Here is an 18653-nt window from a genome sequence, read left to right on the forward strand (position 1 = left end):
GCCAACACACCCAACGAAACCCGATCCGTCAACCTCGCAGAACCGGAATCCACACCACGCGCCTTGACCTGCCCGACCCTCGCCACCCGCAAATCCTACCGCACCCACGGTTAACTTAGCGGTATTGTCCCATACGCAGCCAAAACACGGGCTGGTGGTGTCTGTCAAGGCGTCTTTCCCGCCTTGACAGACACCACCAGCCCGTAGTCACACTTGGCGTAGGGGAAGCAGGGACCCACGACGGCAACACCCAAACGGCAAGCCAGAACGGCAGCAGCAACGCCAAATAGCCCGTTTCCTCCCATTGCGCACCAGCACATCCCTCGTCGGCAATTGGTGATGCACCGATTCCAGCCCCAGCGTGTTGGCCAGTCACCGGATCTTGCCTAGAGTGCGTCCGACGTGGTCGTCGGACCCAGGCCGTGCGGACGCGGCGGCGGGAGGTGACGCGTGCCTGACGAGGTGGAGGTGCCCAGCGCAGGCCCCGCCCTGCCCGCCGACCTGGCCAAGGCGTTGCGGTACGGGCCGTTCGCCCGCGCGTTGGCCGTCGCGATCCAGCGCCGGGGGCTGTCGCTGTCCCGGTTGCGCGCGCACCTGTCTTCTCACGACATCACCATCGCCCAGTCGACGCTGAGCTACTGGCAGCGCGGCCTGCGGCACCCCGCCGTGCCGCGGGCCCTGGACGCCGTGCGGGCGCTCGAGCGCGTGTTGCAGTTGCCCGAGGACAGCCTGGTCGTGTTGATCGGCCCGCACCAGCGTGGGCCCGAGCTGGACCGGCGGGTGCCGCTGATCCAGGAGCTGAGTCAGAGTTGGGCGAGCACCGGGGCCCTGCTGACCGAGTTCGACGGTGTGTCGGGGAGTCCGTGCAACGCCGACCTCGAGGTGGTCACCGTCCTGGACGACGTGCGGTTGAACTCCGCGGGCGAGGTCGTGGAGATGACGTCGAACATGGCGGTGCGGGCGCGGCGGCACGGGCCGGACGGGTTCGTGGTGACCCACCAGAGCGAGCCGGGCGCCGACCTGGACACGGCCAGGATCCTCCCCGGCGACGGGTGCCGGGTGGGTCGGGTGCGCAAGCAGGAGTCGTCGGCGGGGATGGTGTTCGAGCTCCTGTTCGACCGCAAGCTCGCCGAGGGCGACGTGCACATCTTCAGCTTCACCCTGGTGTGCACCGCGCCGGTGCCCGCGCCCACCTACTTCCGGGTGATCCGCGGTCGGATGCAGGCCTACCTGATCCGGCTCTACTTCGACCCGTCGATGCTGCCGGTGCGGTGCACCCGGGTGGAGCGGGCGCGCGAGGGGGTGGAGCCGACGGTCAGCGAACCGTTGCTGTGCGGGCCGAACGGCTTCGCCTGCGCCTACTTCGAGGGGCTGGAGCCCTCGCTCGCCGGCGTCGACTTCCTCTGGGAGTAGCGCCGCCGCAGCAGGACCGCCGCGAGCACCAGCACCGCCAGGCCGCCCGCGGACAGCCACCACACCGCGGTGCTCCGGTCCGCGGGCGGGGCGACTTCGGCTTGTGTGAAGCCGATTTTGTGTTCCTTCTCGTAGGTCGAGCCGGGCAGCTTGTCGCCGTAGCGCGACTGCACCTGCCGCTGGTACTCCGCGAGCGGGAGGGGCGTTCCCACCGGCGACTGCGGCAGGCTGGCCTGCAGCAGCACGACCCCGCTGGGGGTCAGCTCGTACCAGCCGTTGATCTGGGGTTCGTTCAGCAGCACCGAGTCCTTGCCCAGTCGGGCGCTCAGTGCCTCCTCGTCGTCGCCGGAGAACACGCTGCCCACCGTCCAGTGGCCCGCGCCCTCGGGGTTGGCGCGCAGGGTCGCGCGCACGCCGGTGTCGGCGGTGGCGGTCACCGCGATGTACTGCAGCACTCCGGCGGGCGCGCCCGGCACGCCCCGGACGAAGTCCGGGTTGAGCACGTAGGCGGCCACGCCGTGGTCGGCGACCGCCACCGTTTTCGGCTCCACGCCGTGGACCTGCCGGAAGTTGGTCCTCGCGACACCGATCGCGGCGGGTGTCCTGGCCGCCTCGACAGCGGCGGCGAAGTCCGCCGGTGACGGTGGCGGCAGGGCCGCCGACGCCGAGGCGGGGGTGGTGAAGGACAGCGCGACCGCGGTGAGCGCGCAGGCGACCGACTTCCGGCAGATCACGACCACGATCCCCTTACGCCTTGGCGATGTTGACGATGGTGTCGTTCCAGCGGAACCGGCTGTTGCTGACGTACTGGCTGTAGGTGAAGGTCTGGTAGCGCTGGTAGGACGGCCACGGGTCGCCGATCATGATGGTCTGGTTCGACGTGTCGTAGCCGTAGATCACCTCGGCGTGCCCGCCACCGGAGGTCCAGTAGATGCCGGTGAGGTTGGGGATGCCCGCGTCGATCTGCTTGGTGATCGAGCTGAACGAGATCGGGCCGCCCGCGTCCTGGGCCTTGAACCCGGTGCCGCGGAAGCCGCGGACGATCTCCGAGATCTGCGCGGCCTGGTTCGGGCAGTAGCCCGCCGAGGTGCCCTTGCCCGCGGCGCAGAACGTCTGCTGGGTGGCGGCGCCGCCGAGCAGGCGCTCGATGCTGGAGCCGTCGGCGGCCCAGCACCACTGGTTCTGCGTCTGGACCTGCTGGCTGTAGTTGAGCCGCTTCGACACCAGCGGCGCGAGGTTCTGCGCCGCGCCGAGCGGGGCGATCTCCTTGACCTGGGTGTGGTCGGCGGTCTTGACCAGCCCGTTGGGCACGATCTCAGCACCGGTCGACGCCATCGCCAGGGACGGCGCGGCGAACGAGGTGGTGAGCGCGGCAGCCACGGCGACCAGGCACGGGACGGCCCGTCGGATGGTTGTCCGATTCACGAGTTCTCCTTGCAGGGGAGGGGAGAGGGGAGAGCCACCGGTCGGCCCGTTGGCGGGCTGACCGGCTCGGCACTACCGTGCGCGCCCTTCGCGTCCCGGACAACGACCGTTGGTTTCCCGGCCACCGCGCTGTGATCGTTCACCCGCGCGCCTCTTGGCCGGTGACGGCGCGGGCGCAGCGTCGGCGGTGCTCAGCGGGTGTGCGTGGCGGGTGCGGGACAAGAACATTCACCGGCCGTTCACTCCAGGTGAACGCCTGGTCACGGCGCCGCGCCTGCCGGGAGCCGCACTGTCCACTAGGGACTGTCCGGTTCCCTGGGAACGGGTGCCGGGATAGTCCGGTTCGCACCCGCGATAGCACGGCGCGGCTGAGTATGCTGGTCGGGAAGATCACCGGACCGGCCTCGCCGGGCGGTGGTCCGGACGGGCTGGCGCGCTGGGGAGCCGCACACCGGTGGTGCGGGCGGCCGCCCGGTGTGCGGATGGGGGATTGCTGTGCCCGAATCGAGCTGGCTGGGTGTGCTGCGGGGCAGATCGCGGCGTCGGGCGTGTGACGAGCCGCGGCGCCGGTGGTCGGTGGAGGCGTTGGTGCGGCGGGTCGAGTCGCGGGCGCGCGAGTGTGAACGGCTGCGCCTGCACCGGGACCTGCACGACGACCTCGGGCCGGCGCTGGCCGGGATCAGGCTGCGGCTGGACGCGGTGTCGGCCCGGCTCGGCGGGCAGCCGGAGATCCGCAGGTTGGTCGCCGACGCGGCGACCGAGACCGCGCGCACGATGACCGAGATCCGCCGGGTCGTCGACGGCCTGCCGCCGCCCGACCTGGTCGAGGCCGGGTTGCCGGGCGCGCTGCGCAGGCTGGGTGCCCGGCTCGACGGTGCGGCGGCGACGGTGCCCGACGGTGCCGCCGCGACGGTGGTCGTCGACGTGCCCGACGAGCTGCCCGGGGTCTCGCCCACCGCGGAGTTGGCGGTCTACCGCATCGCGGCGGAGGCGTTGACCAACGTGCTGCGGCACTCGGGTGCCCGCGCGGTCGGGATCGAGCTCACCGCCACGGCCGCCGAGCTGGTGCTGGAGGTCCTCGACGACGGTTCGGGCAGGCCACCGGCGGGGTGGTGGGGACACGGCACCGGGCTGCACTCGATGCGGCAGCGCGCGGAGGCGGCGGGCGGCAGCTGTGTCGTCCTGCTCTGGCCGGACGGGCGGTCGGGCACCCTCGTGCGCGCGGTGCTGCCCCGGGGGGCGGTGTGACCGCGCTGGACGACCGCCGGGTCGGGGAGGCGACCACCGGGATCCTGCTGGTGGACGACCACCCGCTGTTCCGCTCGGGCACCCGGGCGGCCATCGAGGGCAGCCCGGACCTCGACATCGTCGGGGAGGCGGCCACCGCCGAGGAGGCGCTGGCGCTGCTGGCCGGGGAGCGCGCGCGGGTCGACGTGGTGCTGCTGGACATCCAGCTGCCCGGTGCCTCGGGCATCGAGCTGGCCCGCGCGATCACCGAGGACGGCGTGCTCGGCGAGCCCGCGCCGCGGGTGATCATCGTCTCGATCACCGAGGACGACGACTCGGTGGTGGCCGCGCTGCGCGCCGGGGCGTTGGGCTACCTGCTCAAGGGGGTGTCCCGGGACGAGCTGCTGCGCGCGGTCCGCACGGTCGCGGCCGGGGGCGCGGTGTTCAGCCCGTCGATCGCGGGCAGGCTCCGGCGCTACTTCTCGGCGGTGCACGAACTCCCGGGGCGCGTCGCGTTCCCGGAGCTCACCGAGCGGGAGCGGCAGGTGCTCGACCTGATCGCGCGCGGCCACACGAACCGGCGGATCGCGCGCAAGCTGGTGCTCTCGGAGAAGACCGTGCGCAACCACGTCACCCACGTGTTCACCAAGCTGCGCGTCCGGGACCGGGAGGCGGCGGCGGTCCGGGCCCGCGACGCGGGTCTCGGCTGAGGCCCGCGGTCACCAGCCCGGCCTCGTAGGCGGCGATCACCAGCTGCGCGCGGTCGCGCGCCGCGAGCTTTGCGAACAGGTGGCCCAGGTGCGACTTGACCGTGGCCGGGCTCAGGTGCAGGGCGGCGGCGATCTCGGTGTTGGCCAGCCCGCGCGCGACGAGGGTCAGCACCTCGCGTTCGCGGGCGGTCAGGCCCTCGAGTGAGCCCGCGGGCGCGGGTAGTGGCTGGGTGTGGCGGGCGAACTCGGCGATCAGCCTGCCGGTCAGGCCGGGGGTGAGCAGTCCCTCGCCCGCGGCGACCACCCGGATGCCCGCGAGGAGGTCCTCGGGTGGGGTGTCCTTGAGCAGGAAGCCGCTGGCGCCCGCGCGCAGCGCGCCGAAGACGTAGGAGTCGAGGTCGAACATCGTCAGGATCAGGATCCGGACCGACCCCAGGGCGGGGGTGGCGCAGATGAGGCGGGTCGCCTCGATTCCGTCGAGGTCGGGCATCCGGATGTCCATCAGCACCACGTCCGGGGTGCTGCGGTGGGCCAGTTCGACGGCCTCGATGCCGGTGCGGGCCTCGCCGACGGCGCGCAGGCCCGGTGTGCTGTCGACCAGCAGCCGGAAGCTGCCGCGCAGCAGGGCCTGGTCGTCGGCGACGAGCACCCGGATCGGGTCGGTCACCGCGGGCCGCCCGGGTCGTAGGGGAGTCGGGCGCTGACCAGGAACCCGTGGGTGTCGCGCCGTCCGGCGGTGAGTTCGCCGCCGTACATCGCGACCCGTTCGCGCATCCCGACCAGGCCGTGGCCCGCCGGGGCGGTCGCTGCCGGGGTGGCGGGGGACCCGTCGTCGGACACCTCGATCCGCACCTCGTTCCCGGTTCCCTCCACGGTCACCCGGCAGCGCGTCGGGGCGGCGTGCTTGACGACGTTGGTCAGCGCCTCCTGCACGATCCGGTACACCGAGAGCTGCATGGCCTCGGGCAGCCGCTCGGCGCCGCGCACCCGCAGTTCGGCGTCCACGCCCACGCTCGCCGCCTCGCGGACCAGGTCCGGCAGCTCCGCGACCCCCGGTGCGGGGACCAGTTGGTCGGGTGTGGTCTCGGTGCGCAGGACGCCGAGCATGCGCCGCATCTCGGTCAACGCGTCGCGGCTGGTGGTCTCGATGGCGCGCAACGCCTCGCCCACGGCGGCGGTGTTGTCGGGGTCGTCGGGCTTCGCGGTGGCGAGCAGGTGTCGGGTGACACCGGCCTTGACCGCGACCACGCCCATGCTGTGGGCGACGACGTCGTGCAGCTCGCGCGCGATGCGGAACCGCTCCTCGGCCGCCACCCGGGCCGCCAGCTCGCCGGTGGCGCGGGTGGCGTAGGCGCGCCGCTCACGCACCGCGCGGCCGACCGTCCACGCCGCGCCCAGCATCGCCAGCCCGGTGGGCAGCAGGTCCAGCAGGTCGTCCTTCCACCAGCCGGGCGTTCCCACGACGAACTCGACCAGCAGCAGGGCCAGGCTCACGCCCCCGATGACGTAGGTCGGCAGCAGTCGGCGGCGCGGTTCGGTGAGTGCCACGGCGTAGAGGGCGAACGCCGCGGCGGCGAAAGGCTCCCGCAGGTCGCTCGTGGCCACTCCGAGCGCGGTCATCGCCAGCACCACAGCGAAGACCGGCACCGGCCACAGCCTGCGCACCGCGCCGGGTAGCCCAATGCCCGCCGCCACGGCGCACTGCCACCACGGGGCGGTGTCGGCCGAGCGGTGAGTCAGGGTGACGACCAGGAGCACGAGCGTGTAGGCGACCGCGGCCGCGCTGTCGAACGCCACCAGCGCGCGACGGCTCCACCGCCGCGCGACCACGGCGCGCAGGCCGGAATCGTGCACGGCACCGACTGTATTCACGCGCCCAGGGGCGCGCCTCGGACCAGGGGATGACATCCCCGCGAGTGACCCGGACGGGTGCGGCGCGACCGGGGCTCACCCGGGTGGGGGAGCGGCGGGTTCGGTGGCTGGGCCGATGTGCCGCGCGGCCGCGTGCGGGAGCGTGACCGGCATGATCGAGATGCGAAGTCTCACCAAGCGCTACGGGCCCACGGTCGCGGTCGACGACCTCACCTTCACGGTGAAACCCGGTCAGGTCACCGGGTTCCTCGGCCCCAACGGCGCCGGTAAGTCCACCACGATGCGGATGGTGCTCGACCTCGACGCCCCCACCGCGGGCGAGGTCCTGCTCGACGGCAAGCGCTACCACCAGCTGCGGCACCCGCTGCGCCACGTCGGCGCCCTGTTGGAGGCCAAGGCGGTGCACGGCGGGCGCACCGCCTACCACCACCTGCTGTGGTTGGCGCAGAGCAACGGGATCGGCAAGCGCCGGGTCCGGGAGGTGATCGACCTGGTCGGCCTGGACAGCGTGGCCGACAAGCGCGCGGGCGGGTTCTCCCTGGGCATGGGCCAGCGCCTGGGCATCGCCGCGGCGCTGCTCGGCGACCCGGCGGTGCTGCTGTTCGACGAACCGGTCAACGGTCTGGACCCGGAGGGGATCCGCTGGATCCGCACCCTGATGAAGGACCTCGCCGCGGAGGGGCGCACGGTGTTCGTCTCCAGCCACCTGATGAGCGAGATGGCGTTGACCGCCGAGCACCTGGTGGTCATCGGGCGGGGGCGGTTGCTGGCAGACACCAGCATGTCCGAGTTCATCAGCCGCAACTCCCGGTCGTTCGTCCGGATCCGCACCCCCGACGCGGTGCGGATGCGCGCCGTGCTCTCCGCGGCCGGGATCCAGGTCGAGCCGGGACCGGACCACACCCTGGAGGTCACCGGGGCGAAACCGGCGGTGATCGGCAACCTGGCCGCGATCAACGGCCTCACCGTCGACGAGCTCAGCCCGCAGTCGGCGTCGTTGGAGGACGCGTTCATGCAGCTCACCGCGGACGCCGTGGAGTACCGCGCGGGGGCGGGCCGATGAGCGGGCGCGGCTCGACCGGGGTGCTGGTCTCGGAGCTCACCAAGATCCGGACCGTCCGGTCGACGACGTGGACGCTGCTGCTGACCTTCCTGCTGTCGGTGGCGATCAGCCTGGCGCTGGCGGTGTTCATGCGCGGGGCGTTCGACCGGATCAGCCCGGCGGAGCGGGATTCCTTCGACCCGGCCGAGTTCGCGCTCGGCACGGTCGCCTACGGCCAGGTGGTGCTGGTGGCGTTCGCGGTGCTGGTGGTCAGCTCCGAGTACGGCAGCGGCACGATCCGCGCGTCGCTGGCGGCGGTGCCGCTGCGCGGCCGGTTCTACGGCACCAAGATCCTCGCGGGCGGCCTGCTCGCGTTCGTGGTCGCCGAGCTCACCGCGTTCGCGATGTTCTTCGTCTCGCAGGTCGCCCTCGGCGAGCACGGCGGGTCGCTCGGGGACCCCGGCGTGCTGCGCGCGGTGTTCGGCACCGGGGTCTACCTGACCCTGATCGCCTTGTTCTCCACGGGCGTGGCCACGGTCCTGCGCAGCTCGGCGCTCGCGCTCGGCGTGCTGATCCCGTTCTTCTTCATCGTGTCGAACCTGCTCGGGCACGTGCCGGGGATCAAGCGGGTCGGGCAGTTCCTGCCGGACCAGGCCGGGCACCAGATCATGCTGGTCACCACCCAGACCGACTCGGTGCTCGGCCCGTGGACCGGCCTGCTGGTGCAGGCGGCCTGGGCCGCCGCCGCGCTCGCGGGCGGCTACCTGGCGCTGCGCTCGCGGGACGCCTGAGCGGCGAACCGGGGCCGGGTCGGGACCGTTGTCCCACACTCCCGGGACCGCGGGCTTCCTAGATTCGAAGGTGTCAGACCAGGTGCGACCCCGCACCGAACACCTTCGCACACAAGGATTGGAGGAGCACCATGACCAAGAACGACGGCGTCGTCTACGAGCCGCCCACGCTGGTCAAGGCAGGCGACTTCGCCCAGGTCACCCTGGGCATCCCGCCGCCCCGCGACCCGGTGGACTGGACGTTCTGGCTGCACGCGCTGATCTGATCACCCCGGTGACCTGATCGTCGAGCGGCAGGCGGCGGGAACGGCTCACCCCGTTCCCGCCGCCGGTCCGCGCCCCCACCACGCCCGCCTGCCCGCGGCCCACGACCCGAAGAAGGAGCCATGGACTTTCTGATCCTCCCGGACGACCCGGGCGCCGACGTGCTCGCGAAATCCGCCCGGTCCGCGGCGGGATCGGTGCTGACGCACGCTTCCGGGCGGCCCTGGGTGGTGGGCCACTGGGCGGCCGAGGACCTCACCCTCGTCACCGCGGGCACCCGCAGGCTCGCCCTGTTCGGTCGCACCCGGCTCGACCCGCAGGTCGCCGAACGCGCCCTCGCCCGCGCGAGTTCCCTGCGGGACCTGGACCCCCTGCTCCGGGCGCTGCCCGGCGCGGTGCACGCGACCGCGTCCTTCGACGGCCGGATCCGGTGCCAGGGAACACTTTCCACCGCCCGGCAGATCTTCCACGCCGAGGTCGGCGGACTCACCGTCGCGGCGGACAGCCCCCGGCTGCTCGCCGAGTTCACCGCGGCTCCGCTGGACGAGGACACCCTCGCCCTGCGGCTGCTGGTGCCCGCCCCGCCGTGGCCGCTGACCCTGCGCACACCGTGGCGGGGCGTGCGCCAGGTGGCGGTCGGGCACTGGCTCGAGCTCGAACCGGACGGCCGCGCCCGCGAGATCGAGTGGTGGACGCCCCCGGCAGCCGACCAGCCGCTGGCCGAGGTCGCCGACCGGCTCCGGGACGCCCTGCTCGACGCGGTGTCCGTGCGGGTCGAGGGCAGGCCCGCGGTCGGCGCCGACCTCTCCGGCGGCCTCGACTCGACCAGCCTGTGCTTCCTCGCCGCGGCCGCCGGGGCGGACCTGGTGACCCACCACTGGCGGGCCAGGGACCCGGCCAACGACGACACCGAGTGGGCCGAGCGCGCGGCGGCCCGGCTGCCCGGGGCCCGGCACCGGTTCGTCGCCCCCAAGGACGCGCCGAGCTGGTACGAGGGGCAGGCCTCGCCCACCGAGCGGGCCGACGACGTCGAGGGCCCGCTGTCCTGGGACCGCAACCGGCTGCACATGGAGCACCAGGCGCGCGCCGACGCCGCCGACGGCGCCACCCTGCACCTGGTCGGCATCGGCGGCGACGAGCTGTTCACCACCCTGCCCACCTACCTGTGGTCGCTGGTCCGCGCGCACCCGCTGCGCGCGCTCTCCGACGTGCACCAGCGCCGCGTCGCGAACCGGTGGGCGTTCGGCCCGACCGTGCGCGGCCTGCTGGACCGCTCGCCGTTCGCCCGGTCGCTGACCGAGGCGGCGGACGTGCTCACCGACCCGGCCACCCCGCTGTCGGACCCCGGCCTGGGCTGAGGCGGCAGCTGGCGGCGCATGCCGCCGTGGACCACCCGCGAGACCGTGGAGTCCGTGCGGCGCCTGCTGCGCGAGGCCGCCGCGGCCGATCCGCAGCCGTTGGTGCCCGACCACGTCCGCCACCAGATGCTCGAGTACTCCGTCTACAGCGGCGGGGCCGTCCGGCAGATGCGGTTGGCCCTGGGCGGTTCCGGCGTCGAGTGGGACGCGCCGTTCCTCGACGACCGGGTCGTCGAGGCGGCGCTGTCGGTGCGGATCGCCGACCGCGCCGCGCCCGGGAAGTACAAGCCGGTGCTGACCGCGGCCATGCGCGGCGTGGTCCCGGACGAGGTGCTCGCCCGCCGCACCAAGGGCGAGTACAGCGCCGAGGCCTACGACGGCCTGCGCCGCAACCGCGGCACCCTGCTGGAGCTGTGCGACGACCTGCGGCTCACCCGGCTGGGCATGGTCGACCCCCGGCTGCTGCGGGCCACCCTGCTCGACCCCGGCGCGAAGCTGGGCCAGCTGATCCCGGTGGAGAACACCCTCTCCTGCGAGACCTGGCTCCGCTCGCCCAGCTCCACACCCACTGAAACTGTGTCCCTGTCAGGAGATCCACGATGACACTGGCCCTGCGGAACGAGGTCACGATCACCGCCGTGGACGACGGCGCCGTGCTGCTCGACCAGCGCGACGGGTCCTACTGGCAGCTCAACCGCACCGGCGCGGCCAGCCTGCGGCTCCTGCTCGAGGGGACCTCGCCCGAGCGCACGGCCGCGCTGCTCACCGAGCGGCACCCCGAGTCGGCCGACCGCGCCCTCGGCGACGTCCGGGGCCTGCTGGACGCCCTGCGCGCGGCCGGTCTGGTGGTGGCGTCATGACCGTGCCCGCCGCCTCCGAACTCCGGGTCCACCTCCCGTGGCGACGGCAGCTGACCGCGCGCGCCGCCGTCGGCGTCGCGCGGCTGCTGATCCTGTTGCCGCCGGGCCGGTTGCGCAAGTCGCTGAAGCTGATCAGCAGAGGTGCCCGACCGGCCGAGGCCGCCCTGGCGCTGAGCGCCCGGCAGGCGACCGTGAGCGTCAGCGCGCGGTGCGCCGGACAGGGCTGTCTGCAGCGGTCGGTCGCCACCGCGGTCCTGTGCAGGCTGCACGGGCAGTGGCCGGACTGGTGCACGGGTGTGCGCACCCAGCCGTTCCGGGCGCACGCGTGGGTGGAGGTCGACGGAGTCGCGGTGGGCGAGATCGACGACATGAGCCAGTTCCACCCGACCATGACCGTGCGGTCGGCCTCGTGAGCGAGTACGCCGTGGTGGCCGAGGGGCTGCGCAAGACCTACGGCGAGCGGACCGCGGTCAAGGGCCTGGACCTGGCGGTCGCCCCCGGGCAGCTGTTCGGTTTCCTCGGTCCCAACGGCGCGGGCAAGAGCACCACGATCGGCATGCTGTGCACGCTCGTGCGCCCGACCGCGGGCCGCGCCGAGGTCGCCGGGCACGACGTGCTGCGCGCGCCCGCCGAGGTCCGCCGGGCGATCGGGCTGATCTTCCAGGAGTCCACTGTGGACCTGGACCTGACGGCCGAGGAGAACCTTCGGTTCCACGCCGAGCTGTTCGGCGTCCCGCGCCGCCGGGCCCGAGTCGCGATCGCCGAGCTGCTGGAGCTGGTCGAGCTGACCGACCGGCGCAGGTCGCCGGTGGGCACCTTCTCCGGCGGGATGCGCCGACGGTTGGAGATCGCCCGGGGTCTGCTGCACACCCCGCGGGTGCTGTTCCTCGACGAGCCCACCACCGGGCTGGACCCGCAGACCAGGATCTCGATCTGGGCGCACCTGCACCGGATCCGGCGCGAGCAGGGGGTGACGGTCTTCCTGACCACCCACCACCTGGAGGAGGCCGAGCACTGCGACCGGATCGCCATCCTGGACGCGGGGGAGTCGGTCGTCTCCGGCACGCCCGCCGAGCTCAAGGCCGTCATCGGTGCCGACCTCATCACGCTGCGGACCGGCGACGACGCGGCCGCGGTGCGGGCCCTGCGCGACCACTTCGGCCTCGACGCCGACGCGGGCGCCGACGGGGTGCGGGTGCGCGTGACCGACGGGGCGTCCTTCGTGCCCAAGCTCTGCGCCGAGCTCGCGGTGCCGGTGCACTCGGTGACCGTGACCGCGCCCGCCCTCGACGACGTGTTCGTCCACTACACCGGCCGCACCATCCGCGAGGCCGAGGACGGCCCGATGGCGCTCGCCGCGACCAGCGGGAGGTAGACGTGCTCGCTTCTCTCGAACTCCCACCCGATCCCTTGCGCCGCAACCGGTTCGGCACCGACCTGCGCACCATCCGGGTGCTGTGGCTGCGCGAGGTGATCCGGTTCGGCCGCAACCGGCTGCGGGTCGCCATGGGCCTGGTGAGCCCGCTGCTGTTCCTGCTCATCCTCGGCACGGGGCTGAACTCGCTGATGGGCGGGGGCGGTTTCCAGGGCTACCTGTTCCCGGGAGTGCTGCTGATGGCCGTGCAGGCGCCCGCGCTCGCCGTCGGGATCTCAATCGTGTGGGACCGGCAGTCCGGGTTCCTGCGGCAGATGCTCGTGGCACCGGTCCGCCGCGCCGCCCTGGTGGCGGGCCTGTGCCTGGGCGGCGCGACCGCGGGCACCCTCTACGGGCTGCTGGTCCTGGTCCTGGCGGGCGTCGCCGGGATCCCGTACCGCCCGGAACTGCTGCTGGTGCTGGGGGAACTCGTGCTGGTGTCGTTCACCTTCACCGCCATGGGCGTGCTCGCCGCGGTCTGCATCAAGCGGATCGAGACGTTCCAGGTCGTCATCAACCTCGCCCTGACCCCCCTGCTGTTCCTCTCCGGCGCGGTGTTCCCGGCGGGCGGCCTCCCCGGCTGGCTCAGCGCCGCGGTGGCCGTCAACCCGCTGGCCTACGCCGTTGACGCCCTCCGGCGGACCCTGCCCGGCGACGCGGCGCGGCTGCCCGGGACCACCGGGCCGCAGTGGTGGGGGAGCGCCCCGCCGCTCGTCGCCGAACTCGGTCTCGTCGCGGCACTGGCCGCGGTGGCACTGGTCGTCGCCGCCCGTCGGTTCTCCCGCGCCGAATGACAGCGCGGATCCACCTGCTCGGCCCGCTGAGCGCCGTCACCGCCGACGGCACGGCCATCCGACTCGGTGGCCCGAAGCCCCGCACACTGCTGGCGGCGTTGCTGCTGGCCCGCGACAGCGTGCTGCCCGACACGCACCTGGCCCGCCTGCTGTGGGCCGGAACCGCCCCCGCGACCGCCGAGGCACAGCTCTACACCTACGCCTCCCGACTGCGCAAGGCACTGGCACCGCACGTCCGGCTGCGCCGCCACCGCCCCGGCTACCAACTGCGATCAGAAGCCCACCTCGACACCGACGAGTTCACCCGACTCGTGCACCAGGGCCACCGCCTGCTGGCGGCGGGCGACCCCGAGACCGCCCTGCGGCACGCCGACGCCGCCCTGGCGTTGTGGCGCGGTCCAGCCCTCGCCGACGTCGCCGAACCGTTGCGGGCCGCGGAGTCCCCGCGGTTCGACGAGCTCCGGATGTCCGCCCTGGAAACCCGGATCGAGGCCTGCCTGACGCTGCACCCACCGGCGCGACTGCTCCCGGAACTCACCGCCCTGGTGGCCCGCCACCCGATGCGCGAGCGGTTCCGGGCGCAGCTGATGGTCGCGCTCTACCGCGACCAACGCCAGACCGAGGCCCTGCAGGTCTACCACCGGGGCCGGGCACTGCTCGACGACCACGTCGGCGTCGCACCCGGCCCCCTCCTGCGGCAGACCTACCAGCACATCCTCACCGGGCACATCCTCACCGGGACGGCGCCGGATACCACTGCGACTGGAAGTCCACGTCGAGCTGCTCCGGGGACCGCCGCAGCCACCGCCTGGCCAACGGGGCGACCGTCGAGCGGGGCAACCCGGGATTGACCACCCGGTGCCCCGGCTTGGCGATCGACTGCAACGCCCACGCGAACCCGATCAACGGGTCCAACCGGGCCCACCGGTGCCGGTCGATGCCGAGGAACATCATCGACCGCAGGAACACGTGCCACAGGTGGTACCCGGTCGGCGGGTCCCCGTCCATGGTGTGCACCTCGGCCTCCACATCGGCGCGCCGGGGGTCGAACAACGTCCCCTGCCCGAACTCGGAGAACGCCGTCACGAGCCGCGGGTCGTCGTGGCGGTAGTACTTGTCCACCACCCCGAGCTGCACCCCCGACAGAACCCGGAGCGGATCGGCGATCGGCCGCACGAACTCGGTGTAATCGGCCGGATAACCACTGCCCGCGCTCATCGTGAACCAGTTGCCCACCATCAACTGCACGGAGTTGTCACCCAGGATGTCGTGGATGGCCGCGAAAGCGGCGGTGACCTCCGGTATTCGGTGGAACAGGGTGACATCGTCGAACTCGTACCAGAACTCATTCGCCCGCCGGTCCCCGACCATCCCCGGCACCGGCGGAAACCCACCATGTCCACCATGCCCGCTCGAGCCCACCGGGCCCGCGGCGGCAGGCACCGCCAACCCCCCGACCCCGGCCAGCACCGCCGCCCCAGCCGAGATCCTGAGCAAACCCCGTCGATCAATGTGTTGCGCCATAACGAATCCCTCCTCTACAACGAGTCTAGGAGCGACTTCTATACATTCCCCATCACCACCCGACCCGACACGACCCGGTGATAAAGAAGGAGGGAGGAGGAACAAAGGAAGTGAGCAAGGAAGTGAGTCGAGGTGCCCGCAATCCCGCCTCCACCCGCCTCCATCCGGCACCTCTCCACCCCAAGGCGGCACCCCCTCCTGCCACCCCCTCCTGCCATCCGACAGCCCCACCGTTACCCGGCAGCCCCACTGCACCCCGGCGACCACCCCGCCCCTGCATCCCATACGCAGCCAAAACACGGGCTGGACTGGTCTGTCAAGGCATCGTTCCCGCCTTGACAGACCAGTCCAGCCCGTAGTCACACTTGGCGTAGGGGAAGCAGGGACCCACGACGGCAACACTCAAAACGGCAGCCCAGAGCAGCAACACCAAGCACAAGAGCAGCCCCGCCCGCCCTCCACACCAGACCCCCAGCCACAATGCCCCCGTGAGCGTCGACGAGATCCTCAACGCAATCCCGCCCCTGGCGATCTACGTGATCGTCGGCCTGGTCATCGGCATCGAGAGCGTCGGGATCCCCCTGCCCGGCGAGATCGTGCTGGTGAGCGCCGCCCTGCTGGCCTCCCAGCACGACAGCCTGAGTCCGGTGTGGATCGGTGTGTGCGCCAGCGCCGGTGCCATCGCGGGGGACAGCCTCGGCTACCTGATCGGGCGTAAGGGCGGTCCTCGGCTGTTCGCCTGGGCCGGGCGTAAGTTCCCGAAGCACTTCGGGCCCACGCACATCGCCAAGGCTCGGGCGCTGTTCGCCAAACGCGGGGTCTGGGCGGTGTTCTTCGGTCGTTTTGTCGCATTGCTGCGGATTCTCTCCGGGCCACTGGCCGGGTCCCTACACATGAGCTACGGCAAGTTCTTCGCCGCCAACGCCGCGGGTGGGATCGTCTGGGCCGGTGGTACCACGGCGCTGGTGTACTACCTGGGCACGATCGCGGAGAAGTGGCTGTCCCGGTTCTCCTGGATTGGCCTGGGTGTCGCCGTCCTGGTCGGCGTGATCGTTACGCTGGTGGTCCGCAAGCGGATGGCCGCCCAAGAGCCGGGGCCGGACGAGGTGTCCGAGCAGGCCTGACCACCGCGCGGTCGGACGGGACGGGGGCGGTTGGGGCGTGGATCACCTGACGGCGGTGCGCGAGCGGGTCCCGACGACGTGGATCACCTGGGCGGCGTGGGCGGCGGCGAACGCCATCATCGGCGTGTGTGCCGCGATCCCGTTGACCACGGCGCTGGTGTTCTCCCACTACGTGCGGGCCATGGCCTCGGGCACGACCCCGGCGCCCTACCACGGCCTCGAGGCCAGGCTGAGCCTGTTCGTCCTGCTCTTCGGCGGGGGCGTCGTGGTGGCCGCGGTCGTGCTGGTCAACCGGGTGGCGCGGCGCAGGCTCGGGCTGACCGGGCCGCGGGCGGTGTTGTTCTGGGTGGCGACCCTCGCCGTCGTGCTCACCCCCTTCTACTTCTACGCGCGCACCGGCATCTGACCCGCGGACCCTGGCACCGAGGGGGAGCGGGCGAGATGGCCTATTCGCTGCTGGCGTTGCGGTGGTGCCTGTGCGCGGTGTTCCTGATCGCCGCGGTCGCCAAGTCCCGGCACTTCACCGCTTTCCTGGACTCGATCGTCGAGCTGCGGATCGTGCCGAGTGGGATACGACGCCCGACGGCGGTCGTGGCCATCGCCGCCGAGTTGGCCGTCGCGGGCCTGCTCGGCTGGGGCCCGACCGCCCGATCCGGTTTCATCGCCGCGCTGGTGCTCACCGCGATCCTCACCGCGGTCCCCGCCAGCGCGATGCTGCGCCGCCAACACGTCCGGTGCGCGTGCTTCGGGGCCGCGCGCACCCCACTGGGCTGGTGGCAGCTAGCCCGGAACCTGCTGCTGCTCGCCATGGCGGCCGTGGGCGCCGCGATCCCGGCCCCGGGCGTGGCACTGGCGGCGCCGGGCGTCCTGGTCGCCCTGGCCGCGGCCACGGTCGGCACGGCCGTGATCACCCTGTCCGACCAGGTCGCGGAGTTGCTGGCGGTCCGCTGACGGCGCGGAACCACAGTGGCGTCGCAGCCCAGGACCGGCGCTTCGCCGTTACCCGCGCGGACTCCCGTACGTCCTGTGTGGACAGTTCCCGTCCGGCGGTAGCCGGACGTCCACCCGCAGCCCACCCTGCTCGCCCGGGGTGGCCGAGACACCGCCGTCGTGCGCGGCGACGATCGAGCGCACGATCGAGAGGCCGAGCCCGGCGCCGTCGCGGTCGTTCGTGCGCTCCGCGGTCAGCCTGCGGAACGGCTCGAACAACGACGACACCGCCTCCGCGGGGACCGGTTGGCCGGTGTTGCGCACCGAGAGCGCGGGTTCGTCGGCCACGACGACCTCCACCCAGCCGCCGGGTTCGTTGTACTGGATGGCGTTGTGCAGCAGGTTGCTGACCATCCGCTCCAGCAGCACCGGGTCGCCCGGCAGCGTCCGCTCGACCACCCGGCGGCGCAGCGTGACCCCGCGGTCGGCCGCCAGCTGCTCGTAGGAGCGCATCACCTCCGCGGCCAGGGTGTCCAGCCGGACCGGGGTGGTGCTCGGCAGCCCCCGGTCGCTCTCGGCCAGCACCAGCAGACCCTCGATCAGCCGCTCGTGGCGCTCGTTGACCAGCAGCAGCTGCGCGCCCAGCCGGTTGAGCGCCGGGTCCTCGCCGCCGGTCACCATCGCGACCTCGACCAACGTCCGCTGCACCGCCAGCGGGGTGCGCAGCTCGTGCGAGGCGTTGGAGGCGAACCGGCGCTGGCTCTCGAAGCTGGCCACCATCCGGTCGAGCATCTCGTCGACCGAGTCGGCCAGCGCGCGCAGGTCGTCGTTCGCGCCGCCGCGGCGGATCCGCTGGCCCAGGTTCTGCGGCCCGAGCTGCCGCACCACGACCGCCATCCCGTGCAGCGGCCGCAACGACCGCCGGGCGGCGAAGCGCAGCAGCGCCACGAAGGCGACGAGCGCGACCGCCAACCCGATCACCCACAGCGCCTTGGCGGTCCCGTCGTGCGGGACGCACGTGCCCGCCGCGTACTCGCAGGTGCGGGTGAGCGAGACGTAGCCCTCGTAGAGCAGGTCCCGGGTGGCCCGGTCGACCAGCAGGCCGAGCAGGAACGTCAGGCCGCAGGCCAGCGCGACCCGGTCGCGCAACGACACCGGTGCCCGGCTCACGCGCCGAACCGGTATCCCGCGCCCGAGACGGTGTGGATCACCGGCGGGTCGCCCAGCTTGCGCCGCAACGTCATCACCGTCACCCGGACCGTGTTGGTGAACGGGTCCGCGTTCTCGTCCCACGCCTTCTCCAGCAGCTCCTCCACGCTCACCGCGGTCCCCGGGGCCGCGCGCATGAGCACCTTGAGCACGGCGAACTCCTTGGGCGACAACGACAGCGGCCGCCCGTCGCGCGCCGCGTACCGCTTCGCCGGGTCCAGCTGCACGCCCGCGCGGTCGAGCACCGGCGGCAGCGCCCGGTGCGCCCGCCTGCTCAGCGCCTGCACCCGGGCGACGAGCTCGGCGAAGGCGAACGGCTTGGTCAGGTAGTCGTCGGCGCCGAGCCCCAACCCGTCGACCCGCTCCCGGATGCCAGCCGCCGCGGTCAGCATCAGCACCCGCGTCTCGCCGTCACCGGCGACGATGCGCCTGCACACGTCGTCGCCGTGCACCCTGGGCAGGTCGCGGTCGAGCACGACCACGTCGTAGCGGTGCACCGCGACCCGCTCCATCGCCGAGTCGCCGTCGTAGCAGACGTCGACGGCCATGTGCATGTGCCGAAGGCCCTCGGCGATGGTGTCGGCGAGCAACTCCTCGTCCTCGGCCACGAGAACACGCATGGATCCCCTTCCCCCAGGGGCATCGTAGCCCGACGGGGTAAAAGTCAGATAAAGGTCGACCTTACCGGCACGCCAT

The 18653-nt window shown here is 72.6% G+C and carries 23 protein-coding genes; 16 read left to right on the forward strand and 7 right to left on the reverse strand.

What is annotated here, in order from left to right; translation table 11 throughout:
- Positions 1–450 precede the first annotated feature (450 nt).
- Positions 451–1413 (forward strand): XRE family transcriptional regulator, encoded by a 963-nt coding sequence (locus QSK30_RS03175; RefSeq protein WP_285499374.1) that lies wholly within the window; start codon positions 451–453, stop codon positions 1411–1413.
- Here QSK30_RS03175 and QSK30_RS03180 read toward each other — a convergent pair.
- Together QSK30_RS03180 and QSK30_RS03185 are read right to left on the reverse strand one after the other, a co-directional pair.
- Positions 1359–2147: a hypothetical protein gene (locus tag QSK30_RS03180; protein ID WP_352231542.1), complete on the reverse strand. Its 789-nt coding sequence runs from the start codon at positions 2145–2147 to the stop codon at positions 1359–1361. The genes QSK30_RS03175 and QSK30_RS03180 overlap by 55 nt on opposite strands.
- A gap of 13 nt (positions 2148–2160) precedes the next feature.
- Positions 2161–2838 carry a papain-like cysteine protease family protein gene (locus tag QSK30_RS03185; protein WP_285499377.1) on the reverse strand — a complete coding sequence of 226 codons (678 nt, stop codon included), beginning with the start codon at positions 2836–2838 and terminating at the stop codon, positions 2161–2163.
- 588 nt (positions 2839–3426) lie between these two features.
- On the opposite strand from QSK30_RS03185, the gene QSK30_RS03190 reads away from it, so the two are divergent.
- Both QSK30_RS03190 and QSK30_RS03195 read left to right on the forward strand, forming a co-directional pair.
- The gene (locus tag QSK30_RS03190) at positions 3427–4086 is read left to right on the forward strand and encodes a sensor histidine kinase (protein ID WP_285499378.1); all 660 of its coding nucleotides are present in this window, start codon (positions 3427–3429) and stop codon (positions 4084–4086) included.
- Complete coding sequence (locus QSK30_RS03195) at positions 4083–4775, forward strand: response regulator (protein ID WP_285499380.1); 693 nt, start codon at positions 4083–4085, stop codon at positions 4773–4775. The genes QSK30_RS03190 and QSK30_RS03195 overlap by 4 nt, the downstream gene beginning before the upstream one ends.
- On the opposite strand, the gene QSK30_RS03200 is transcribed toward QSK30_RS03195, so the two are convergent.
- Both QSK30_RS03200 and QSK30_RS03205 read right to left on the reverse strand, forming a co-directional pair.
- Complete coding sequence (locus QSK30_RS03200) at positions 4708–5442, reverse strand: response regulator (protein WP_285499382.1); 735 nt, start codon at positions 5440–5442, stop codon at positions 4708–4710. The genes QSK30_RS03195 and QSK30_RS03200 overlap by 68 nt on opposite strands.
- Positions 5439–6629, reverse strand: a complete 1191-nt coding sequence (locus tag QSK30_RS03205) for a sensor histidine kinase (protein WP_285499383.1) — start codon at positions 6627–6629, stop codon at positions 5439–5441. The genes QSK30_RS03200 and QSK30_RS03205 overlap by 4 nt, the downstream gene beginning before the upstream one ends.
- A 169-nt stretch (positions 6630–6798) precedes the next feature.
- On the opposite strand from QSK30_RS03205, the gene QSK30_RS03210 reads away from it, so the two are divergent.
- The 10 genes from QSK30_RS03210 (at position 6799) to QSK30_RS03255 (ending at position 14021) form a co-directional block, all read left to right on the forward strand.
- Positions 6799–7710, forward strand: coding sequence for an ABC transporter ATP-binding protein (locus QSK30_RS03210; protein ID WP_285499384.1), 912 nt, complete (start codon positions 6799–6801; stop codon positions 7708–7710).
- Positions 7707–8480, forward strand: coding sequence for an ABC-2 transporter permease (locus tag QSK30_RS03215; protein ID WP_285499386.1), 774 nt, complete (start codon positions 7707–7709; stop codon positions 8478–8480). Before QSK30_RS03210 ends, QSK30_RS03215 begins: the two co-directional genes overlap by 4 nt.
- Positions 8481–8611: 131 nt before the next feature.
- Complete coding sequence (locus QSK30_RS03220) at positions 8612–8746, forward strand: keywimysin-related RiPP (RefSeq protein ID WP_285499388.1); 135 nt, start codon at positions 8612–8614, stop codon at positions 8744–8746.
- 120 nt (positions 8747–8866) lie between these two features.
- The gene (locus QSK30_RS03225; RefSeq protein ID WP_285499389.1) at positions 8867–10102 is read left to right on the forward strand and encodes an asparagine synthase-related protein; all 1236 of its coding nucleotides are present in this window, start codon (positions 8867–8869) and stop codon (positions 10100–10102) included.
- An 18-nt stretch (positions 10103–10120) separates the two neighbouring features.
- Positions 10121–10705: an asparagine synthase-related protein gene (locus QSK30_RS03230; RefSeq protein ID WP_285499390.1), complete on the forward strand. Its 585-nt coding sequence runs from the start codon at positions 10121–10123 to the stop codon at positions 10703–10705.
- Positions 10702–10962 (forward strand): lasso peptide biosynthesis PqqD family chaperone, encoded by a 261-nt coding sequence (locus QSK30_RS03235; protein ID WP_285499391.1) that lies wholly within the window; start codon positions 10702–10704, stop codon positions 10960–10962. Before QSK30_RS03230 ends, QSK30_RS03235 begins: the two co-directional genes overlap by 4 nt.
- A complete protein-coding gene (locus QSK30_RS03240; protein ID WP_285499392.1) occupies positions 10959–11375 on the forward strand; it encodes a lasso peptide biosynthesis B2 protein in 417 nt (138 codons plus the stop codon). Before QSK30_RS03235 ends, QSK30_RS03240 begins: the two co-directional genes overlap by 4 nt.
- Positions 11372–12337 carry an ATP-binding cassette domain-containing protein gene (locus QSK30_RS03245; RefSeq protein WP_285499393.1) on the forward strand — a complete coding sequence of 322 codons (966 nt, stop codon included), beginning with the start codon at positions 11372–11374 and terminating at the stop codon, positions 12335–12337. Before QSK30_RS03240 ends, QSK30_RS03245 begins: the two co-directional genes overlap by 4 nt.
- 2 nt (positions 12338–12339) lie before the next feature.
- Positions 12340–13170, forward strand: a complete 831-nt coding sequence (locus tag QSK30_RS03250) for an ABC transporter permease (RefSeq protein WP_285499396.1) — start codon at positions 12340–12342, stop codon at positions 13168–13170.
- Positions 13167–14021: an AfsR/SARP family transcriptional regulator gene (locus QSK30_RS03255; RefSeq protein WP_285499397.1), complete on the forward strand. Its 855-nt coding sequence runs from the start codon at positions 13167–13169 to the stop codon at positions 14019–14021. Before QSK30_RS03250 ends, QSK30_RS03255 begins: the two co-directional genes overlap by 4 nt.
- Here the strand turns inward: QSK30_RS03255 and QSK30_RS03260 are convergent.
- Positions 13903–14541, reverse strand: coding sequence for a hypothetical protein (locus tag QSK30_RS03260; RefSeq protein ID WP_285499399.1), 639 nt, complete (start codon positions 14539–14541; stop codon positions 13903–13905). The genes QSK30_RS03255 and QSK30_RS03260 overlap by 119 nt on opposite strands.
- Positions 14542–15182: 641 nt before the next feature.
- On the opposite strand from QSK30_RS03260, the gene QSK30_RS03265 reads away from it, so the two are divergent.
- The 3 genes from QSK30_RS03265 to QSK30_RS03275 are packed head-to-tail and all read left to right on the forward strand — an operon-like array spanning position 15183 to position 16769.
- Positions 15183–15818 carry a DedA family protein gene (locus tag QSK30_RS03265; protein ID WP_285499401.1) on the forward strand — a complete coding sequence of 212 codons (636 nt, stop codon included), beginning with the start codon at positions 15183–15185 and terminating at the stop codon, positions 15816–15818.
- Between the two features lie 37 nt (positions 15819–15855).
- Positions 15856–16224 carry a hypothetical protein gene (locus QSK30_RS03270; RefSeq protein ID WP_285499402.1) on the forward strand — a complete coding sequence of 123 codons (369 nt, stop codon included), beginning with the start codon at positions 15856–15858 and terminating at the stop codon, positions 16222–16224.
- 35 nt (positions 16225–16259) lie between these two features.
- Positions 16260–16769 (forward strand): MauE/DoxX family redox-associated membrane protein, encoded by a 510-nt coding sequence (locus tag QSK30_RS03275; protein WP_285499413.1) that lies wholly within the window; start codon positions 16260–16262, stop codon positions 16767–16769.
- A 48-nt stretch (positions 16770–16817) separates the two neighbouring features.
- On the opposite strand, the gene QSK30_RS03280 is transcribed toward QSK30_RS03275, so the two are convergent.
- On the reverse strand, positions 16818–17918 hold the full coding sequence (locus QSK30_RS03280; RefSeq protein WP_285499414.1) for a sensor histidine kinase: 1101 nt from the start codon (positions 17916–17918) through the stop codon (positions 16818–16820).
- Positions 17915–18577, reverse strand: coding sequence for a response regulator transcription factor (locus QSK30_RS03285; protein ID WP_285499415.1), 663 nt, complete (start codon positions 18575–18577; stop codon positions 17915–17917). Before QSK30_RS03285 ends, QSK30_RS03280 begins: the two co-directional genes overlap by 4 nt.
- Positions 18578–18653 lie beyond the last annotated feature (76 nt).

It is taken from the genome of Actinokineospora sp. NBRC 105648 (assembly GCF_030269645.1).
GTDB lineage: Bacteria > Actinomycetota > Actinomycetes > Mycobacteriales > Pseudonocardiaceae > Actinokineospora.